Here is an 18406-nt window from a genome sequence, read left to right as displayed (position 1 = left end):
TAGGAAAAAAGGAAAGGAGGCGAGGGAAGCAACAATCGAACTTCGATTTGAAAAGCTAACGATAAAACCTCCTCAATACAAGAAATTAGAAAATATTGATATGTATGCGTTAACCGCAACCGAGGTAGGCGGACCTCCGGAAGAATCTATCGATTGGAAATTTCTAACCACAATTCCTATTCACAATTCGGACGATGCAAAAAGTATGATCGCCTATTACAAAAGCCGCTGGGGTATTGAAGTTTTCTTCAAGGTTTTAAAGTCTGGATGTAATATTGAATCTACTCAATTTAAATTTGGGAATCGATTCAAAGCTTGTATTGCTGTCTGCGCTATTGTTGCTTGGAGAGTTATGATGTTAACATTCTTAGGTAGAAATATTCCAGGTTTAAAAGCATCCATCCTATTCGAGTCTTTTGAATGGAAAGGCATTTATTGTCGACTTTTTGAAACTCCGAAACCTCCTAAGGAAGAACCCGAGTTAGGAACCGTCTTACTGTGGATTGCTAAATTAGGCGGGCACTTGGCTCGCAATTCCGATGCTCCTCCGGGCCCCCTTACCATTTTTAAAGGCCTCATGAGAGCTATGGAAATCGGGTTTATGTTTAAATTACTCACGAAAACCTAACTTGTGGGTAAGGTTATGGCTCTATAGGGATGCGAGGTAGGTTGTTATTTTTTATAATCGAAGAGATCATATTGGATCTGTTTTTTATTTAAAAAAGGCATTGATGGTGATTGATCATTTGTTTAAGTTCCGAGTTTCTTCCTTTTCCATAGTTCTTTGGATTTGCTCGATTTCAATAGGTCTTGGGACAGTAAACGGGCGTCTTTCCTTACTGACGATCGGGTTATGTTTTATAATCAGTATTTTATTGATGAGACAGGCTAAATGGAGCGTTTCTTCGGCTTTGGCCTTGGCTTTGATAATTTCTTTTTTATTAGCCTATTTCTTTTTTTATAGAACCCCGGTTATGCCCGAACATATAGACGGTAAATTGTATCCGATCAGTTACGCATTTAAGGCGTTTCCCGTTCTATTTTCATTTTTTATTATTTTCGCGCTTCCGAATGCAAAACAAAAAGAGTTTTTTTTTATAGGAATAGCTTTTGGTATGTTTTTGTTCGCGATCATAAATTCAATTGCAACCTTTGTTTATTTGGATCCTCCGTATTACGGGAAAGCGTTTCACTTTTTTAATAAAGCGGAATATAATTCTCCCGGGATTACCATTCTTGCTAGTATACTTCCTATAGTTCTGTTTTGTCTCAACGGTTATCTTTTTGATATAAAGAAAAAATCAAGGTGGAAACACCTATTTTTTTTAATAATTTTATCCGTTAGTATTTCAATTTCATTTTTATTCAATGCGCGGACCTTCTTTTATATTATCATTCTTAATGTATTTTTTATAACGGCAATTCAACTATGGAAGTTATTTTTTACTTCGTCTTTAAACAAAGTTTATAAGGTTATCGTCGCTCTGTTAAGTGTATCTTTTCTAAGCTTCATTTTTTATATATTTTTACAAGATACACAAATAGGTCAAAGAATTCTACATGGCGAATATTCCATAAAACTCAAGCATTATATTGACTATTGGAATGCGGTTAAAGACGGTTTTTTTATTTATCCGAAGATTTCAATTGAAAACAATGGAACTTTTTGGTATCACAACGTGTTTTTTGACTCGCATAAAACGTCAGGACCTATTACGGCGTTAATACTCTACGTTTATTCGTTTTTCATTTTTGTCATCGTGTGTATAAACTCATTTAGAGGAAATCATAGATCCATTCGATATTTTCATTTCTACGTTTGTTTGATTCCTTATTTGATTACAACGATTCCTTGGGAATCTTCGGAACCGCAGATGATGGCATTGTTCTCGGGATTGGGGGCTTTGATTACGACGGCGACCGATAATGAAAATACGGAAGATCTTTGCTGAACAAGTTTCATCATTTTGTAATTTTTCGATTACAAAATCCTACGATCAAACGACTCAAAATGCTCAATAAATTATACGTCCGTTATCCGAATCTGAAAAACATATTGCATAACAGCGGTTGGTTGTTTTTCGATAGAATTTTTCGAATGGGAATGGGAATGTTTTTAGGGGTATGGATCGCCCGATATTTAGGTCCGGACAATTACGGAAAACTAAATTACGTGATCGCATACACTGCATTGATCGGTAGTTTTACGAATCTCGGCCTCGACGGAGTGGCCGTTAGAGAGCTAATCAAAGAAAAAACTCATAAAGAAGAAATCATTTCAACCTCTTTTTTACTGCAGTTCATCGCCGGAGTTTTTGCTTTCGGAAGTGCGATCATTTTAATACCGTTTCTTCGACCCGATGAGCCGGACTTATTCTGGATGGTCTTTCTCGTAGGATTTACGCTGGTTTTCCGGGCCTTCGGCGTCGTAAAGTATTGGTACGAAGCTCAGGTACTTTCCAAATACTTCGTATGGCTTGAAAACGGGCTGTTCTTTATATTTTCCGGAATAAGGATCCTGTTGATACTGAATGGTTTGGGAGTATTCGCGTTCATTTGGGTCGGTCTCGTCGAATCATTTATTAGTTTATTCGGATATTATTTATTATATAAGTATCATGATGGAACGTTATCCGTAATCCATGCCAATTGGAAGAGGGCTCGCGCGTTGTTGAGGGACAGTTGGATGTTGTTGCTTTCGGGGCTTGCCGTCATCGTTTATATGCGGATCGATCAGATTATGATCGGACAAATGTTGGGAGACGAGGCGGTTGGAGTTTATACGGCCGCGGTCAAAATCAGCGAGGTTTGGTATTTTATTCCGATGACGATCGCTTCGTCGATCTTTCCGGCGATTTTAAAAGCGAAAGAATTCAGTCAAAAATTGTATTTAGAACGTTTGAGTCTTCTTCATTCCTTTATGTTTTTATTGGCGCTAATGATAGCGATACCGATGACATTCTTATCCGATCCGATTATCCGTTTATTTTTCGGCGATAAGTTTTCGGAGGCGGGCGCCATATTAGCAATTCATATTTGGGCCGGAATTTTTGTTTTTTTAGGCGTGGCGAGTAGTCGTTATTATTTAACGGAAAATTTACCGAGGGGTGAATTGTATAAAAGTATATCCGGCTGTTTGACGAATATATTTCTGAATTTTTTTCTAATTCCGCTTTATGGGATCAAGGGCGCAGCCATTGCGACCGTGATTTCACAGTTTATCGCCAGTACTTTATTTAATCTTTTCTTTAAGCGCACGCGCGAAATATTTTTTATACAATTGGAATCCGTTCGTTTTTGGAGATTGTTATATCGGTTTAACGATTTTCGGAAGTCGATTACTTAAGGGATTTACGATGAACTTGGCCCCAATCGCACTTTTTGTTTATAATAGACCGGAACATACAAGAAAGACCATCGATTCTTTATTAAAGAATGATTATGCGGATCAATCCGAATTATTCGTATTTTGCGACGGACCTAAAACGAATATGAATTCGGATAAGATCGACGAAGTCAGGTCGATCGCCAAAAAAACCGTAGGATTCAAAAAGGTTACGATCCGGGAAAGGGAAACGAATTTAGGTTTGGCAAACTCCATCGTTTCGGGAGTGACAGAACTTGTAGCCGAATACGGCAGAATCGTCGTCCTAGAAGACGATATGATCACCTCGAAATATTTTTTAACGTATCTAAATCAAGCTTTAGAATATTATGAAAAGGTTGATCGAGTCGTTTCCATACACGCTTATCGTCTTCCGTTTGACGCTAAAATCCCCGAGACATATTTTCTAAGAGGGGCGGATTGTTGGGGATGGGCGACTTGGAAAAGGGCGTGGGACTTATTCGAGCCGGATGGACAAAAACTTTTGAACGGTTTGAGATCAAGAAAACTAACGTATGAATTCGATATGCAAGGATCGTATCCGTACACACAAATGCTAATGGATCAGGTTGCCTCCAAGAACGATTCTTGGGCGATCCGATGGCATGCTTCCGCGTTTTTACTGAATCGATTGACGTTATATCCCGCGAGATCCCTTGTGCACAATATCGGATTGGATGCTTCGGGGACACATTGCGATACCACGAATGAATACGACGTCGATTTGAGTTCGTCGCCGATCAGAATCGAAAAAATTGAAATCGAAGAAAACAGAAAAGCGAGGGATTTGTATCGGGATCATTTTCGTAAGCTACGACGATCTGGTCTTAAAAATCGAATTCTCAATCGAATCATGCGACTACTAAAAGGTTTTTGAATGTTATTGATTTAACGTTCGTTTTCGACGGTTTCTTGAATGGAAGCGGATTTGTTGAGTCCTAAAAACATATAAGCTATCGTTCAAAGCAAGTTTTTAAATATCCCCTATGAATTCAAATTTACGAATATACTTTAAAAGGTTGATCTATAAACTTCTACCGCCGATTCTTTTTGATTTATTAAAGTTTGCCCGAACACGATTGAATACACGAGTAAAATTCGGGAAACGAATCGAATCGCTGCGCATTGGTTTTAACGGTGTATATGAGACTTGGGAGGAGGCCGCGAAATTATGCGGCTCTTACGATTCGGAAAAAATCATCGAAAAGTGTAAACAGTCTACTTTAAAAGTGAAACAAGGTCTTGCCGCTTACGAGAGGGACTCGGTCTTATTCGATAAGATCCAATATTCTTGGCCCTTAACATCCGGATTACTTTACGCGGAAACGATAACAAACGGCGAATTGAACGTTTTGGATTTCGGAGGCGCTTTAGGCAGCAGCTACTATCAGAATCGAATTTTCTTGCAAGGGATCAAACGGTTGTCCTGGAACATCGTGGAACAATCGAATTTTGTACAAGTGGGTAATACGTTCTTTAAGGACGATATCCTTTATTTTTACGATTCTATCGAGACTTGCGTAAGAGATCGAAAAATTAACGTATTTTTAGCATCGAGTTCCTTTCCGTATATCGAGGATCCGTTCGCGTTAATCGAAAAAATAACTAAATACGATTTTCCTTATATTATAATAGATAGAACTTATTTTATCGATTTACCGAAGTCTATCGTGTCCGCACAACGAGTTCCGCCTGAAATTTACGAAGCGTCGTATCCGGCTTGGTTTTTTAATTTCGAGGAATTTGTTTCCTTGTTCGAAAAAAAATATAGGCTGATCGCTGACTTTAACAGTTATCTGCAAGCCGTTGATACGTTAGACGGGACCGCGACTAGAGAAATGGGAATGATTTTTGAAATCAATAATATCAAAAAATGAAATATCTTTGCACTCTATTCGATTTTAATTATCTACCTTTGGGATTATCTTTGTACGAATCTATCGGTCGCCATTTCGGTGATTTTCATCTTTGGATTCTTGCGATGGACGATAAAACTTACGACTTTCTTAAAACGTATCAACTTGAACATGTTACGACGCTTTCGTTGAAGGAAGTCGAGTCGGGAGATGTTTTGGTTGCGAAAGGAAATCGAACATGGCAGGAATATTGTTGGACGCTTTCTCCGGTTTTACCGTCTTATGTTTTGGCTAAAAATCCGAACATCGATCACATCACTTATTTGGATTCGGATATATATTTTTTTTCCGATGTAACTCCGATCTACGATGAAATCGGAAAACATTCGATAATGATCATACCGCACCGATTTCCGGATCGTCTCAAACATCTCGAGGCGAACGGAATTTACAACGTGCAGATGGTTTATTTTAATCGGGACACAATCGGAATGAAATGCCTCAGTCGTTGGAGGGAGCAATGTCTGGAGTGGTGTTATAATCGAGTCGAGGATGGTCGTTTGGGGGATCAAAAATATCTGGATGTTTGGCCTCGGACGTATGAAAACGTGTGTGTGTTAAAAAACGAACAATCCGGGGTCGCTCTTTGGAACGTGGAAAAATATACGGTTCAATCTAGAGAAGGAAAGATTCAAATCAATGGAAGTTCGCTTATATTTTATCATTTTCACATGTTTAAGTTCTATTCGGGACGAATTTACGGAACCGGAATTTCCGCTTACAATTTGGACTATACAAAGTTAAAAACAATATATGACGCATACGTAGCTCAATTGACGGATGTCGTTCTTCGTTTTGATTTAAAATTAAAAAGTCTGAATATTATGGAAATTTATAATATGGTGGAGGCAAGGAATTTTTACTCTTCCTCCAATCGGATCGAATTTTTTTGGAAAATTTTCTTTTTCGGCCTTGTGTTTGGAAAAAAATCGTTTTTGTTAAGTTGGAATTGTCTCCGAAAAATTCAGCGTAAACTTTTACAATGACTGGATTTTGTAGACGGGTAGATTGATAAATTTCCTGGAGTTCGATTCGCGCCGGATATTCGGCAAACGTTAAGTAATGTGAGTTCAAACGCGAAAGCGATCGTAGTGAAAATCCTGCAATGCAACATGATTCCAAGAATGACTACTTTGGAAGATACTAAAAAATAACATGTTGCTTTGCAGATTGGAGCGAAGAGCGCGGTCCAGCCCTTGCATGCAGGGCTGGATTCGCCCAAACTTGCTCCACGAATTCACGTTAAGTAAAGGTAAAGGCTCGTAATGATTTAAATTTTTTTTGTTCTTTCGCGAGAACGGACGGATAATTAAGGATTATACTTTTTAAATTTGTATGGATGAAATCACAGTAAAAAATTCCGGCTACGTTCATTTGAAAAAAATTCATGATGATCGGGACGGGAACTTAGTCATCATGGAATCCTTGCGTGATATTCCTTTCGAGATCAAACGTATATATTATATTAATAATCTGGAAAATTCAGTGAGCATTCGAGGTCTTCATGCTCATAAAGAAATTGAGCAGGTCATTTTTTGCGTTAGTGGAAGTTTTACTTTGAAACTGGATGACGGACTGACGAAACAAAAAATTTTTATGAATAACGATAATATGGGAGTGATTTTGGGAAAGATGCTTTGGCATTCCATGGAGGGATTTTCCTCGGGTTGTGTTCTTTTGGTTGTGGCTTCCGATTATTACAGGGAAGACGATTATATTCGAGATTATTCCGATTTTATTCAATTAGTCGGCAAAAGTTCGGTATGATCGAGTACGAAAATTTGCGTTTGGCGAATGCGCCGTACTTTGAAGAATATAAAACGCGGCTTTTGAAAGTCATCGAAAGCGGGTGGTATGTATTAGGGCAGGAAGTTTCCAATTTTGAAAATCAATTCACCCAATACAACGGAAATCGACATTGTATCGGAGTCGGGAACGGACTGGATGCGCTGATACTCTCTTTGAAAGCTTTGAACTTAGAGGAAGGTTCCGAAATCATCGTACCATCGAATACTTACATCGCTTCGATCTTGGCGATCTTACACGCGGGTTTGAAACCGATTTTAGTCGAACCCGATATTAAAACTTATAATATCGATCCTAAAAGGATAGAAGAAAAAATCAATGCAAGAACGAGAGGGATTTTGATCGTCCATTTGTACGGCAAGCCGTGTGAAATGGATTCGATTTTAACGATAAAGGAAAGAAATAATTTATTTTTAATCGAGGATTGCGCGCAGGCGCACGGATCTTTGTATAAAGGCAGGAAAACGGGAACTTTCGGGGAAATGAGCGGATTTAGTTTTTATCCTACTAAAAATTTAGGAGCGATCGGCGACGCCGGCGCCGTTGTGACGGATAACGACCAATACGCGGAAGCGATTAAAAAACTGAGGAACTACGGTTCTTCGATCAAATATAAAAATGATTTGCCGGGATATAATTCCCGTTTGGACGAATTACAAGCGGCAATCCTTAGTATCAAAATTAAGTATTTGGATACAATGAACGAACATAAAAGGACTTTGGCTCGGATTTATCTCGAAAATTTAAAGGAAGATTTTATCAAACCGTTCGTAACGAAAGATACGTACGATGTATATCATATCTTTAATATTCGCCATACGAAACGCGACGTTTTAAGGGAATACTTGCTGAAGAGCGGAGTTAAAACGGAGATCCATTATCCGATTCCGCCTCATAGGCAAGTTGCGATGCGGGGAGTATTTGAAGAAGTAGAATTTCCCATATCCGAGGAAATTCATAAAACGACGTTAAGCCTTCCGATTTCATCCTTTCACACTGCGGATGAGATTCATAAAGTCGTAGAGATTATGAACGAATTCTAATATAGAAAAAAGATTTAAGAAAGGTTTCGATGAAAAACGAAGAAAACATCGTTACAAAACGAGAGTTTTAATTTTGCAAGGTAACTACTTTCTAAATTTTGAATATTTCAGAAGAGAGTTCAAAAACTTTTTAATAAACTTTGATAAATGACTAAAAAAGAACCGAAGATTTCGATTATCACCATTAATTATAACGACCGTGTCGGTTTAGAAAAAACCATCCTATCCGTACGCGGTCAAACATCTTTAGATCAATGCGAGCATATTATAATAGACGCAGCTTCCAAGGACGGGAGTTTGGATGTGATTTTAAAATATGCCGACCAATTTTCATTTTGGAGCAGTGAGTCGGATCGAGGCGTTTACGACGGTCAAAATAAGGGAATTCTAAATTCAAAAGGTGAATATATTCTTTTTATAAACTCAGGAGACGTTCTTGCCGACGAGCATACTCTTTCTAAAATCCTTTCATACGAATTAAATTCCGACTTAATTTACGGAGATATGTATATTGAATCCAAGGACGGTCGTTATCGTTTGGGTAAACAACCTTCTACAATGACGGTAAGACATCTTTTGCTGGATACGATTTGGCATCCAGCTTGTTTAATAAAAAAGGAGCTATTCGAACGATATGGATTATACGATCTTAATTTTAGAATTGCTGCGGATTATGAATTTTGGCTGAAAGTTTTTTCTTTCGGTGTTTCGACGGAACATATTTCGGTGCCATTCTCTCGATTTAATTTGGAAGGATTGAGTTCCGCGCCTCAAAATCAAAATTCTCTTCTCCAAGAGAGAAAAAAGGCCCAGTCTCTTTATTTTAATCGTATAACTTTATTCTTATATAGAGATATTTTGGGGACAATCCGATCTTCGTTTCTTTTGGGAAAGTTTCTTTTAAGAAAAATACTCGTTCTTTTGAAACTCAAGACCGCATAACCTTCATTAAGAATCTATCTCAAGAATTACTTATAGAACGGTGAATGTTGTCTTGAGATGAAGTGTAAGATTTACTGTATGAGCTATTTCTAAAGGCGTTTTGAAAAAGATCGTTTGAATATTTTTTATAATAAAATGAATCCGCTGATTTCTATCGTAATCCCATGTTACAATTATGGAAAATACATCGATCAAACGATCAAAAGTATTCTCGAACAAAGTTATAAGAATTTGGAAATCATTATCGTGGACGACGGATCGAACGACGAGTTCACGATTGATATCCTTAAAAAACTCGAAAAAACATATACCGTAATCAGAATCGAACGGTCGGGGCCAGCCGCGGCGAGAAATGTGGGAATCGGTAGGGCCAAGGGAGAGTTTATACTTCCTCTTGATTCCGACGATATCATTGATAAGGATTATCTTTTGGAAGTAATGTCGGTTTACGCGAAGGATCCTTCTTTCGGAATCGTATATTGCGAAGCCGAATTTTTCGGTTCCGTAAAAGGGAAATGGAATCTTCCCGAGTATCGGTTTCCGGAAATACTTTTGGACAATTGTATCTTCGTGTCCGCGGTCTTTAGAAAATCGGATTGGAAAGAAGCGGGCGGATTTAATCCGAATATGAAGAACGAGTGGGAAGATTTCGATTTTTGGCTGTCTCTAATCGAAAGAGGACGCAAAGTTTATAGAATTCCCAAGGTTTTATTTTATTATCGGATCGGACATTCGTCCCGTTCCCAGAGATCCGTGGATCATTTTTTACCGTTGTATATGCAGTTATATGAGAATCATAAGGAATTATATTCCGATAATATTCAATTTTTATTTCAAAGGCACTTGAAGGCAAAACAATTGGAGGATGAATTCTCAATTTTAACCGGAAATCCTTTCGTTTACGGTTTTACAAAAGTATTGATTAGCTTGCTTAGATATTTCTCTTTACTCAAGAATAAATTTTTCGGAGCCTAATTCGAAAGGAATTCAAGTTCCATGACCGTCCATTTTGTTTTGAATCTCCAGTTCCGGAGATGATTTGACTCTAGGATAAGAACTGCTTTTACGGGTAGAATCGGCGGATCCAAGAAAGAGTTCTTTGGAGAAAACGTGGCGGATGTTTTGCGTTTCTCGTAATTTGCGGGACCGGGTAACTCTAAAACTTCGATAAAGTTTACATGAAGATATTGATTCAAAAAATCTTTTATTTGCTCAGGCAGTATCAATATTATTTTTTTCTCTATTCTTTAAGAAAGGATATTCAAAAATCAAAATATACTTATCAACCTCTGATAAGCGTAATCGTACCCGTTTATAACACAAAGATAAAACATTTGAAGGAGATGGTCCGCTCCGTTTTGAGCCAGACTTACGAACACTGGGAGCTGATCCTTCTTGACGACGCTTCTCCGAAACTTGAACCCGGTAAATTCTTAAAACAGATAAGTAAGATCAATCCTAAAATTCGTTATTTTCGAACCGAGAAGAACGGAGGGATTAGTATCGCGACTAGTAGGGCTTTGGAATATGCGACCGGAGATTATATCGGTTTTTTAGATCATGACGATACTCTCACAAGGGATGCGTTAACCGCGATTGTCGATTCTTTGCAAGAGGAAAAGAATCGACCGGAATTTCTTTATTCCGACGAGATTTTTCAATCTAAAATTCCCGGCATATTTTCCCTCTCCACAAAACCGGATTTTTCCGTGGAGAAATTGATTTCCCACAATTATATCTGTCATTTCGTAGTTGTCTCAAGAAATTTGATTCGAAAGATGGGTGGGTATCGGGAAGGTTATGACGGAAGTCAGGACCATGAGTTTGCGCTTCGTGCGTGTAGACATACAGATCGGATTCAAAGGATTCCTTATTTTTTATACGAATGGAGATTGCATGGGGAAAGTTTTTCCAGAACAAAAGCCGAAATTTGCGAGGGAAGTTCGAAAAAAGCGATCGCGGAATTTTATAAGGAGTCTTCCGAGGTTTTGGAAAAAATCGTTCCGGGTTATTATCCGTTCACCTATCATCCGATTCGGAAATTGAAACCGGTTAAACTGATCTCTGTCGTTGTGTTCGATATAGAAGGTATATTAGAAAACAGTTTTGAAGATATTTATAATATGATTCGATCGGTTCCGGATTTTCGACTGGAGATTCTTTTGTATGCTGAAAGAGATCGATGGAACCTTGGAATTTCTGAATCCGTTTTGAAGGAATTTCAAGGTCGCGTTCAATTTAAGATCCTGGAACGAAACGATTTCGATTTTTCGACTAAGAATATCAATTCGATCGTGTCCGATACGAAAGGCTCCTATATTTTATTTTGGAATCCTCTTTTTAAACCGAAGAACGAAAACTGGTTGTACGAGTTGCTGCAACACGCGCAGTCTGCGGGAGTAGGAGCGGTTTGTCCGATCATTTTGAATCAAAAGAATGAACTTATCTATTCCTCCTTACTTCTTGGAAAAAAAGGATTCGTCGGCGTTGCGGGTAACGGAATCACCGCGGCCGAGTCTAAAATTTGGTCGGGGGAATTTATCGAAAAGAACGTTTCCTCGATTTCGCGTAACGTGTTTCTGATCTCCCGAAAAAACTGGGATTCATTGAACGGACTGGATGAATCCTTTAGAAACGATTATTGGGACGTGGATCTTTCTTTAAGGCTTTTAGAGCGAGGTCTTAGAATCGTAAGTAATCCTTTCTCGAATTTTCTTTCCTCCTTCCCGCCTAAAAAATCCTTTCAAGAATATGATCCCAAGTATAAAGCCGGTCGATCGGATCGTGAGCTCCTAATAAAAAAATGGGGAAATGTTTTGGAATCGGATCGATTTTATTCTCCCCATAGTGATTTGATTGGTCGTGATATGAGGCCTAGGAATCTAATTCATTTTTTTGAGTACAAGATTTGGCGGAAGAGATGGAAGTAGAGTTAGAAGAAGAATTTACTATGAAAGCTCGATCCATTTGAATTTCTCGTATCTCTATGAGAGCGATAAAATTTTGATCGCGGACATTCGAAAGTAAGATTTTGTGGTAATCATAGAGTTTGAATGGTAGTTTTCCCGTTTTCCTTAAAATTAAAGACCCATGTTATTTAAGAGATTTCCAATCGAAGGCCCGGTTCTGATCGAACCGAAAGTATATGGAGACGAACGGGGTTTCTTCTTTGAAACTTTCAAGTCCTCCGTTTTTGAAAGGGAAAACATACCGACTCACTTTTCCCAAGACAATCATTCCAGATCCTCTCGCGGAGTTTTGAGAGGAATGCATATGCAGATTCCTCCTTACGAACAAGGCAAATTGGTACGTGTGGTCAGAGGTAAAGTCGTCGACGTGGTGATCGACATTCGTGTCGGCTCTCCAAATTACGGAAAATGGATTTCCGTAGAACTTTCCGAAGAAAATAAAAACATCTTTTGGGTTCCGCCCGGATTTGCTCACGGCTTTATCACCTTGGAAGATAAAACTGATTTTTTATATAAAGTAACGAGCGAATACAATCCGGGAAAGGAAGTGGGAATTCGTTGGAACGATCCCGCGTTAAGCATTCCTTGGAAAACATGGTTGCCGGACGGGGAATTTATCTTATCCGGAAGGGATCAAGAAACCCCTCTTTTTGCGGATTTCAAAAGTCCATTCGTATATTAGAATATGATTTATTACACCGGAAAAAACGGACAGGTAGGTTGGGAGTTAGCCAAACGTCTCAAATCCGTTCCGATGGAATCGCTGGGTTTCGGTCGGGAAGAATGGGATCTCGGAGATCCGGACGCGGTGGAACGGATTTTGGAAAAAGCTCCTAAAATCCTGATTCATTGCGGAGCTTATACCGCCGTGGACAAGGCCGAGTCCGATTCTGAAAACGCGTACAAGATCAATTCCTTATCGGTAAAAAGGATCGCGGAAGAATGCCATAAAAGAAAGATTCATCTGATTTATATATCCACCGATTTCGTGTTCGATGCGAATCCTAAAACGATCGGAGACCCGATCGGTTTTTGGAAACCGAATTCGCTCCTTTCTCCCAAAGGTGTTTACGGTTTATCAAAGGCGGAAGGGGAAGAATGGATTCGAAAAAACTTTACCGAGCAAGCGAACATCATTCGCACGAGCTGGGTGTATTCCGCACACGGAAATAATTTTCCGAAAACGATCCTAAGACTTTTGAAAGATCCCGATCGACCCGAATTGAAGGTGATCGAGGATCAACTCGGAAGACCTACCTGGGCCGGAAGACTTGCCGATTTTATAATATTCCTAATTCATGGAATTCTAAAAGGGGAGTCGTATCCTCAAGTCCTGCACTTTTCGAATTCGGGAGTCGCGAGCTGGTATGATTTTGCGATTGCTGTCCGGGATATTTCGTTTTCCTTGTCGTTGATTGAAAATTTAAAACCGATCTTTCCCATCCCTACTGAAAGTTATCCCACACCCGCACCAAGACCTAGGTATTCGATTTTAGATTTGGATGAAACTCGAAAAATTTTCGGTCCTATTCCGCATTGGAAGGAAGATCTAATGTTTTGTCTGAAAGAACTCGCTGCAATTTCCGGAAAAAAAGTATGAAGAAAATTTTAGTCACCGGCGGCGCCGGTTTTATCGGTTCCAATTTCGCGCATCTTATCTTAAACGATACGGAAGAATATCAGGTAATCGTATTCGATAAGCTTACTTATGCGGGAAATTTGAAAAGTTTGGACGTTTGGAAAAAGGATCCTCGATTTATTTTTGTAAGGGCGGATATCGCAAACAAAGAAGAAGTATTTTCGATCTTTAAAGAACATACATTCGATTACGTTGCGCATTTTGCCGCTGAAAGTCACGTTGATCGTTCCATCCTCGGCCCGGAAGAATTTATCAAGACGAACGTTCTCGGCACTTTTTATCTTTTGGACGCGGCTCGTTTGCAATGGAACGGTTCATATGAAGGAAAGAAATTTCTCCACGTTTCAACGGATGAAGTATTTGGCACATTAGGCGATACCGGATATTTCACCGAAGAAACTCCCTATGCGCCCAACTCTCCCTATTCTGCATCCAAGGCCGGTAGCGATCATATCGTACGATCGTATTTTCATACGTATCATATGCCGGTCGTAACGACGAATTGTTCCAATAACTACGGTCCTTACCATTTTCCGGAAAAGTTGATTCCCCTAATGATTTTGAATTGTTTGCACGGGAAACCCCTTCCGATCTACGGGGACGGAAAGAATATTAGAGATTGGTTGTACGTTAAGGATCACTGTGACGCCTTACGTGTCGCTTTGTTCCACGGAACTCCCGGGGAAACGTATAATATCGGAACACGAAACGAGAAGAAGAATATTGACATCGTAAATTCCATTTGTTCGATTATGGACGAGTTGCATCCTTCCGGAACACCTCATTCCCGATTGATTCAATACGTAAAGGACAGACCGGGTCACGATTTTCGTTATGCGATCGATCCTTCCAAAATCGAAAAAGAACTCGGTTGGAAACCGAAATTCGCTTTCGAATCGGCCCTCAGGGAAACCATTCGGTGGTATTTGAACAACGAATCCTGGTGGAAGGAAATTCTTTCCGGCCAATATAAAGAATATTATGAAACTCAGTACGAGAAACGTTAAATGAAATCTAGAAAAGGAATCATACTCGCAGGCGGTTCCGGAACCAGACTTTATCCGGTTACACACGTCGTTTCCAAACAACTTTTACCGGTTTACGATAAACCGATGATCTATTACCCACTAACAACGCTTATGCTAGCGGGTATTCGCGAGATATTGCTGATCTCAACTCCTCAGGCGACTCCTATGTATAAGGAACTTTTGGGGGACGGAAGACAGTGGGGAATCGACATAGAATATGCGGTCCAACCCAATCCGGGAGGATTGGCGCAAGCGTACTGGATCGGAGAACAATTTGTGAACGGACATCCTTCCGTTTTGATTCTCGGAGATAATATTTATTTCGGTCACGATCTTTCGCCTCTTTTAAAATCCGCCTCGGAGAAAACCTCCGGTTCGACCGTATTTGCGTATCCCGTTCAAGACCCGCAGCGATACGGAGTCGTCGAATTTAATTCCGATCGTCGTGCGATTTCTATCGAAGAGAAACCCGTTAAACCGAAATCCAATTACGCCGTCACCGGACTGTATTTTTATGACGAAGAAGTCGTAAGTATAGCCAAGTCCATACAACCCTCCGCGCGCGGGGAATTGGAAATCACGGATGTAAACAAAGTTTATCTGGAACGCGGAATGTTGAACGTTCAAGTGATGGGTCGCGGGTTTGCTTGGTTGGATACGGGAACTCACGAATCCCTTTTAGAGGCCTCGGTTTTCATAGAAACGATCGAAAAAAGACAGGGACTTAAGGTGGCGTGTCCCGAAGAAATCGCCTTTCGAAAGGGATTTATCAACGAAACCCAACTTGAACGATTGATCGCTCCTCTTAGCAAGAACGGCTACGGAGAATATCTGACCAAGGTACTTCATGAAAAGATCTATTGAACTTATTCAATGCAGTATTATAATATTATAACAATCACGTATAATTCCGAAAGACATATTCGCGCGTTGAACGATTCCATGAGACTTTCTCCCAATTGGACTTGGGTGATTTGGGACAACGATTCAAAGGATAATACGAGGGATTTTCTCAAACGGCTTACCGAAGAGAATCGAAAGTCGATCCATTTTAGCGCAAAAAATCTGGGTTTTGCGGGTGGAAACAACGAGGCCGTAAAGATCGCTCCTAAGTCGGATTGGATTCTATTGATCAATCCTGATTCCCGTTTGAGCGGCGATTTCTTCAAAGAATGCGAGCGGACTTTGGAGTCCAAAGGAAAGGAATATTCCATCGTATCGTTTTTGATGCTCAAAGAAAATCAAGAGGAGCTTATCGACGGAGCGGGGGATGTGTATCACGTTTCCGGAGCCGCTTGGAGAAGAGGTTACAAACAAACTCTTTCGGAAGAATATTTGAAAGAAAAGGAAATCTTTTCCGCGTGCGGCGGTGCGATGGCGATTAAGACCTCCGTTTTTGAAAGGTTAGGCGGTTTCGATTCCGATTTTTTTTGTTACATGGAAGACGTGGACCTAAGTTTTCGCGCGAGGCTGATTGGAGAAAAAGTTCTTTTTACGCCGAATATAAGGGTTTATCATCACGGATTCGGGTCCACGAAAGAACGAAGTTCTTTCTCCCTCTATTTCGGTTTAAGAAACGCGTTAGTCGTTTATTGGAAAAATATGCCCTTGTATTATAGCTTGCGTTACTTCTTTCATCATTTTATTTTTTTCGGAGCGAGCATTTGTTTTCATTCGTTCTTTACCAGTCCGAAAATATTGGGAGTTCCTTTCGGATTTTTACGGATGTTGCCGGGATTGATTCGCAAAAGACGGGAGATCGGTAAAATTCGCGCGGGTCGGTTTGAGGAAATCGTACCGTTGATGGATCGGGAATGGTTCTCTCCTTTCCGTAGAAAATAAAGCTCATGCCCGAAAACTTTTCTCCGTTAGCCGTCATTGTAACGTTCAATCCGAATTTTTCCGCAACTCTGAAAAATATTAGAAATTTGAATTCAAACGACGTTCCCGTTTTGATCGTGGACAATCATTCTAAGAACGTATCCGAAATTCGTTCCGAAATCGAAAAACAAAATGTTCTCTTGGAGAATAACGGAAATTTCGGATTGGGAGCCGCGCTCAACGAAGGAATCGAATACGCGAAAGTAAATCGATATTCTCACGTTTGGTTGTTCGATCAGGACAGCCTTTTGGCATCGTCCGCGATACGCGTTTTTTTACAAAAAGTCAAAGAATATCACTCGCAAAGAACCGAAAGGTACGAGTCCGAAAAAACCGATACGGAGAAAGTGGCTTCCTTCGGTCCGAATATTTTTGATATAATCAAAAATCGTAATATTTACGGTATTCAAGAAAATGAAAACGGAATTTTGAACGCCGAATTCATCATTACGTCCGGAAGCTTTTATTCGCTGAGGGTTTTGAACGACGTAGGTCCGATCTACCAGGATTTTTTTATCGATTATCTGGATTACGAATGGTGTTTTCGGGCAAATCGCAAAGGTTACGTTCACAAAATCGTCTCCGAAGCCAAGATGGATCATTCGATCGGAAACGATTCCAGAAATATATTAGGACTTTTTAAAGTAGCGATTCATTCCCCGTTTCGTTGGTATTTCCTTTTTAGGAACGCGATTTATATCTGTGGAATGTCCCATATCCCTTTTCGATTTAAATTGGAGGTGATTTTAAAAACGGGTTTTCGCTTTCTGATTCTACCTTTTTTTTCGAATTCGATTTATCAAACCTATCGTCATATTTTATGGGGAATCAGGGACGGAATCGTAAAAAAACAATCTTCTTTTTATAAAAAATTGCTCGGTTTTCAGCCTAAGTAGAGATGGAATTTTTCCTTACATTGATTGAAAATAAGGGGATCGTATTTTGAATTTCGGCGTCACCGTATCCATTGTATTATATAAACCTAATTTACCAATTTTTAAAGAATCCTTTGAGTCTCTTTTGGATTCCGTCGCTTATCAAATTTCCCATACTTCGCAATCGATTCGATATAAAATCGACGTATTGGATAATTCCCCTTTTTGCGGAGAGGAGGTAAAGGCGATCCTGGACGATTTGGCGAAGAAGTTTACGTTCGATAAACGCGTCGAATTTCAATATTTACATTTTCCCGAAAATCCGGGTTATGGAGCGGCCAATAATCGTTCCATTTTAAGATCGGAGACGGTTTTTCATCTGGTTCTTAATCCGGATATTAAGATGATTCCGGAAACCTTGACGTTATGCGCTCGTTATCTGGACGAACATCCGGATTGTGACGCGGTTGTTCCTTCCGTTTGGGGCTGGGACAACGAGGAAGGAAACATGCAGTTTTTGGTTAAATCCTATCCGACGGTTTCCGTTCTTTTTCTGAGATCTTTTGCCCCGAATATTCTTAAAAAAACGTTTCGGAAACATTTGGACAGATACGATCTCAAAGAAAAAGATTGGAATCAAATTCAAGAATCCGTTCCTTTGGTGAGCGGTTGTTTTATCTTTGCAAGAACGGAATCCTTAAAGAAAATCGGAGGGTTCGACGAAGAATTCTTTTTGTATTTCGAGGATTTCGATCTTTCGATGCGTTTGAATCGTAAGGATTATTTTCCGAAAATTAAGATCTTTCATAAGGGCGGAAATTCCTCCAAAAAAGGTTTTTTACACGTCAGACTTTTTATCGCCTCCGCGTTTCGCTTTTTTATGAAATTCGGTTGGAAGTTGATTTAGAATATTATAAAATTA

Annotated in this window: 18 protein-coding genes; all 18 read left to right on the top strand. The window is 39.6% G+C overall.

What is annotated here, in order from left to right:
- On the top strand, window positions 1-628 hold a 628-nt coding region (locus tag LEP1GSC194_RS15070; RefSeq protein WP_020772098.1), incomplete at its 5' end, for an IS4 family transposase.
- 103 nt (window positions 629-731) lie between these two features.
- On the top strand, window positions 732-1952 hold the full coding sequence (locus LEP1GSC194_RS15065; protein WP_020774291.1) for a DUF1229 domain-containing protein: 1221 nt from the start codon (window positions 732-734) through the stop codon (window positions 1950-1952).
- Window positions 1953-2011: 59 nt separating this feature from the next.
- On the top strand, window positions 2012-3346 hold the full coding sequence (locus LEP1GSC194_RS15060; protein ID WP_020774327.1) for a flippase: 1335 nt from the start codon (window positions 2012-2014) through the stop codon (window positions 3344-3346).
- 10 nt (window positions 3347-3356) lie between these two features.
- Window positions 3357-4262 carry a glycosyltransferase family A protein gene (locus LEP1GSC194_RS15055; protein WP_020774314.1) on the top strand — a complete coding sequence of 302 codons (906 nt, stop codon included), beginning with the start codon at window positions 3357-3359 and terminating at the stop codon, window positions 4260-4262.
- Window positions 4263-4371: 109 nt separating this feature from the next.
- Window positions 4372-5262 carry a TIGR04325 family methyltransferase gene (locus LEP1GSC194_RS15050; RefSeq protein ID WP_036043161.1) on the top strand — a complete coding sequence of 297 codons (891 nt, stop codon included), beginning with the start codon at window positions 4372-4374 and terminating at the stop codon, window positions 5260-5262.
- Window positions 5259-6287 (top strand): glycosyltransferase family protein, encoded by a 1029-nt coding sequence (locus LEP1GSC194_RS15045; RefSeq protein ID WP_020774325.1) that lies wholly within the window; start codon window positions 5259-5261, stop codon window positions 6285-6287. The genes LEP1GSC194_RS15050 and LEP1GSC194_RS15045 overlap by 4 nt, the downstream gene beginning before the upstream one ends.
- A 349-nt stretch (window positions 6288-6636) precedes the next feature.
- Window positions 6637-7068 carry a sugar 3,4-ketoisomerase gene (locus LEP1GSC194_RS15040; protein ID WP_020774356.1) on the top strand — a complete coding sequence of 144 codons (432 nt, stop codon included), beginning with the start codon at window positions 6637-6639 and terminating at the stop codon, window positions 7066-7068.
- Window positions 7065-8150, top strand: coding sequence for a DegT/DnrJ/EryC1/StrS family aminotransferase (locus LEP1GSC194_RS15035; RefSeq protein WP_020774368.1), 1086 nt, complete (start codon window positions 7065-7067; stop codon window positions 8148-8150). The genes LEP1GSC194_RS15040 and LEP1GSC194_RS15035 overlap by 4 nt, the downstream gene beginning before the upstream one ends.
- A gap of 147 nt (window positions 8151-8297) precedes the next feature.
- Entirely contained in the window at window positions 8298-9092 is a 795-nt protein-coding gene (locus tag LEP1GSC194_RS15030; protein WP_017809945.1) for a glycosyltransferase family 2 protein, read from the top strand.
- A gap of 135 nt (window positions 9093-9227) precedes the next feature.
- Window positions 9228-10067 (top strand): glycosyltransferase, encoded by an 840-nt coding sequence (locus LEP1GSC194_RS15025; protein ID WP_036043190.1) that lies wholly within the window; start codon window positions 9228-9230, stop codon window positions 10065-10067.
- 203 nt (window positions 10068-10270) lie between these two features.
- The gene (locus LEP1GSC194_RS15015; RefSeq protein WP_020774342.1) at window positions 10271-12022 is read left to right on the top strand and encodes a glycosyltransferase; all 1752 of its coding nucleotides are present in this window, start codon (window positions 10271-10273) and stop codon (window positions 12020-12022) included.
- A 160-nt stretch (window positions 12023-12182) separates the two neighbouring features.
- On the top strand, window positions 12183-12743 hold the full coding sequence (gene rfbC / locus LEP1GSC194_RS15010) for a dTDP-4-dehydrorhamnose 3,5-epimerase (protein WP_020774359.1): 561 nt from the start codon (window positions 12183-12185) through the stop codon (window positions 12741-12743).
- Window positions 12744-12746: 3 nt separating this feature from the next.
- Window positions 12747-13661, top strand: a complete 915-nt coding sequence (gene rfbD, locus LEP1GSC194_RS15005) for a dTDP-4-dehydrorhamnose reductase (RefSeq protein WP_020774394.1) — start codon at window positions 12747-12749, stop codon at window positions 13659-13661.
- The gene (gene rfbB / locus LEP1GSC194_RS15000) at window positions 13658-14707 is read left to right on the top strand and encodes a dTDP-glucose 4,6-dehydratase (protein ID WP_020774296.1); all 1050 of its coding nucleotides are present in this window, start codon (window positions 13658-13660) and stop codon (window positions 14705-14707) included. The genes rfbD and rfbB overlap by 4 nt, the downstream gene beginning before the upstream one ends.
- The gene (rfbA, locus tag LEP1GSC194_RS14995; RefSeq protein ID WP_020774369.1) at window positions 14708-15592 is read left to right on the top strand and encodes a glucose-1-phosphate thymidylyltransferase RfbA; all 885 of its coding nucleotides are present in this window, start codon (window positions 14708-14710) and stop codon (window positions 15590-15592) included.
- Between the two features lie 9 nt (window positions 15593-15601).
- Complete coding sequence (locus LEP1GSC194_RS14990) at window positions 15602-16570, top strand: glycosyltransferase family 2 protein (protein WP_020774310.1); 969 nt, start codon at window positions 15602-15604, stop codon at window positions 16568-16570.
- A gap of 5 nt (window positions 16571-16575) precedes the next feature.
- Entirely contained in the window at window positions 16576-17505 is a 930-nt protein-coding gene (locus tag LEP1GSC194_RS14985; protein ID WP_020774382.1) for a glycosyltransferase family 2 protein, read from the top strand.
- A gap of 46 nt (window positions 17506-17551) precedes the next feature.
- Window positions 17552-18391 (top strand): glycosyltransferase, encoded by an 840-nt coding sequence (locus LEP1GSC194_RS14980; RefSeq protein ID WP_017808482.1) that lies wholly within the window; start codon window positions 17552-17554, stop codon window positions 18389-18391.
- The last annotated feature ends 15 nt before the right edge of the window (window positions 18392-18406 follow it).

The sequence above is a fragment of the Leptospira alstonii serovar Sichuan str. 79601 genome (genome assembly GCF_000347175.1).
Classification (GTDB): domain Bacteria; phylum Spirochaetota; class Leptospiria; order Leptospirales; family Leptospiraceae; genus Leptospira; species Leptospira alstonii.
The sequence above is the reverse complement of the archived record's forward strand: the minus strand, read 5'-3'. Positions and strand labels throughout refer to the sequence as shown.

Excerpts from the sequence above, each read along its gene's own strand:
- LEP1GSC194_RS15025 (WP_036043190.1), top strand. The coding sequence starts at position 9,228 with ATGAATCCGCTGATTTCTATCGTAATCCCATGTTACAATTATGGAAAA.
- rfbD (WP_020774394.1), top strand. The coding sequence starts at position 12,747 with ATGATTTATTACACCGGAAAAAACGGACAGGTAGGTTGGGAGTTAGCC.
- rfbB (WP_020774296.1), top strand. The coding sequence starts at position 13,658 with ATGAAGAAAATTTTAGTCACCGGCGGCGCCGGTTTTATCGGTTCCAAT.
- LEP1GSC194_RS14990 (WP_020774310.1), top strand. The coding sequence starts at position 15,602 with ATGCAGTATTATAATATTATAACAATCACGTATAATTCCGAAAGACAT.
- LEP1GSC194_RS15030 (WP_017809945.1), top strand. The coding sequence starts at position 8,298 with ATGACTAAAAAAGAACCGAAGATTTCGATTATCACCATTAATTATAAC.
- rfbC (WP_020774359.1), top strand. The coding sequence starts at position 12,183 with ATGTTATTTAAGAGATTTCCAATCGAAGGCCCGGTTCTGATCGAACCG.
- LEP1GSC194_RS15015 (WP_020774342.1), top strand. The coding sequence starts at position 10,271 with ATGAAGATATTGATTCAAAAAATCTTTTATTTGCTCAGGCAGTATCAA.
- LEP1GSC194_RS15065 (WP_020774291.1), top strand. The coding sequence starts at position 732 with ATGGTGATTGATCATTTGTTTAAGTTCCGAGTTTCTTCCTTTTCCATA.
- rfbA (WP_020774369.1), top strand. The coding sequence starts at position 14,708 with ATGAAATCTAGAAAAGGAATCATACTCGCAGGCGGTTCCGGAACCAGA.
- LEP1GSC194_RS15050 (WP_036043161.1), top strand. The coding sequence starts at position 4,372 with ATGAATTCAAATTTACGAATATACTTTAAAAGGTTGATCTATAAACTT.
- LEP1GSC194_RS15055 (WP_020774314.1), top strand. The coding sequence starts at position 3,357 with ATGAACTTGGCCCCAATCGCACTTTTTGTTTATAATAGACCGGAACAT.
- LEP1GSC194_RS14985 (WP_020774382.1), top strand. The coding sequence starts at position 16,576 with ATGCCCGAAAACTTTTCTCCGTTAGCCGTCATTGTAACGTTCAATCCG.
- LEP1GSC194_RS15060 (WP_020774327.1), top strand. The coding sequence starts at position 2,012 with ATGCTCAATAAATTATACGTCCGTTATCCGAATCTGAAAAACATATTG.
- LEP1GSC194_RS15035 (WP_020774368.1), top strand. The coding sequence starts at position 7,065 with ATGATCGAGTACGAAAATTTGCGTTTGGCGAATGCGCCGTACTTTGAA.
- LEP1GSC194_RS15040 (WP_020774356.1), top strand. The coding sequence starts at position 6,637 with ATGGATGAAATCACAGTAAAAAATTCCGGCTACGTTCATTTGAAAAAA.
- LEP1GSC194_RS15045 (WP_020774325.1), top strand. The coding sequence starts at position 5,259 with ATGAAATATCTTTGCACTCTATTCGATTTTAATTATCTACCTTTGGGA.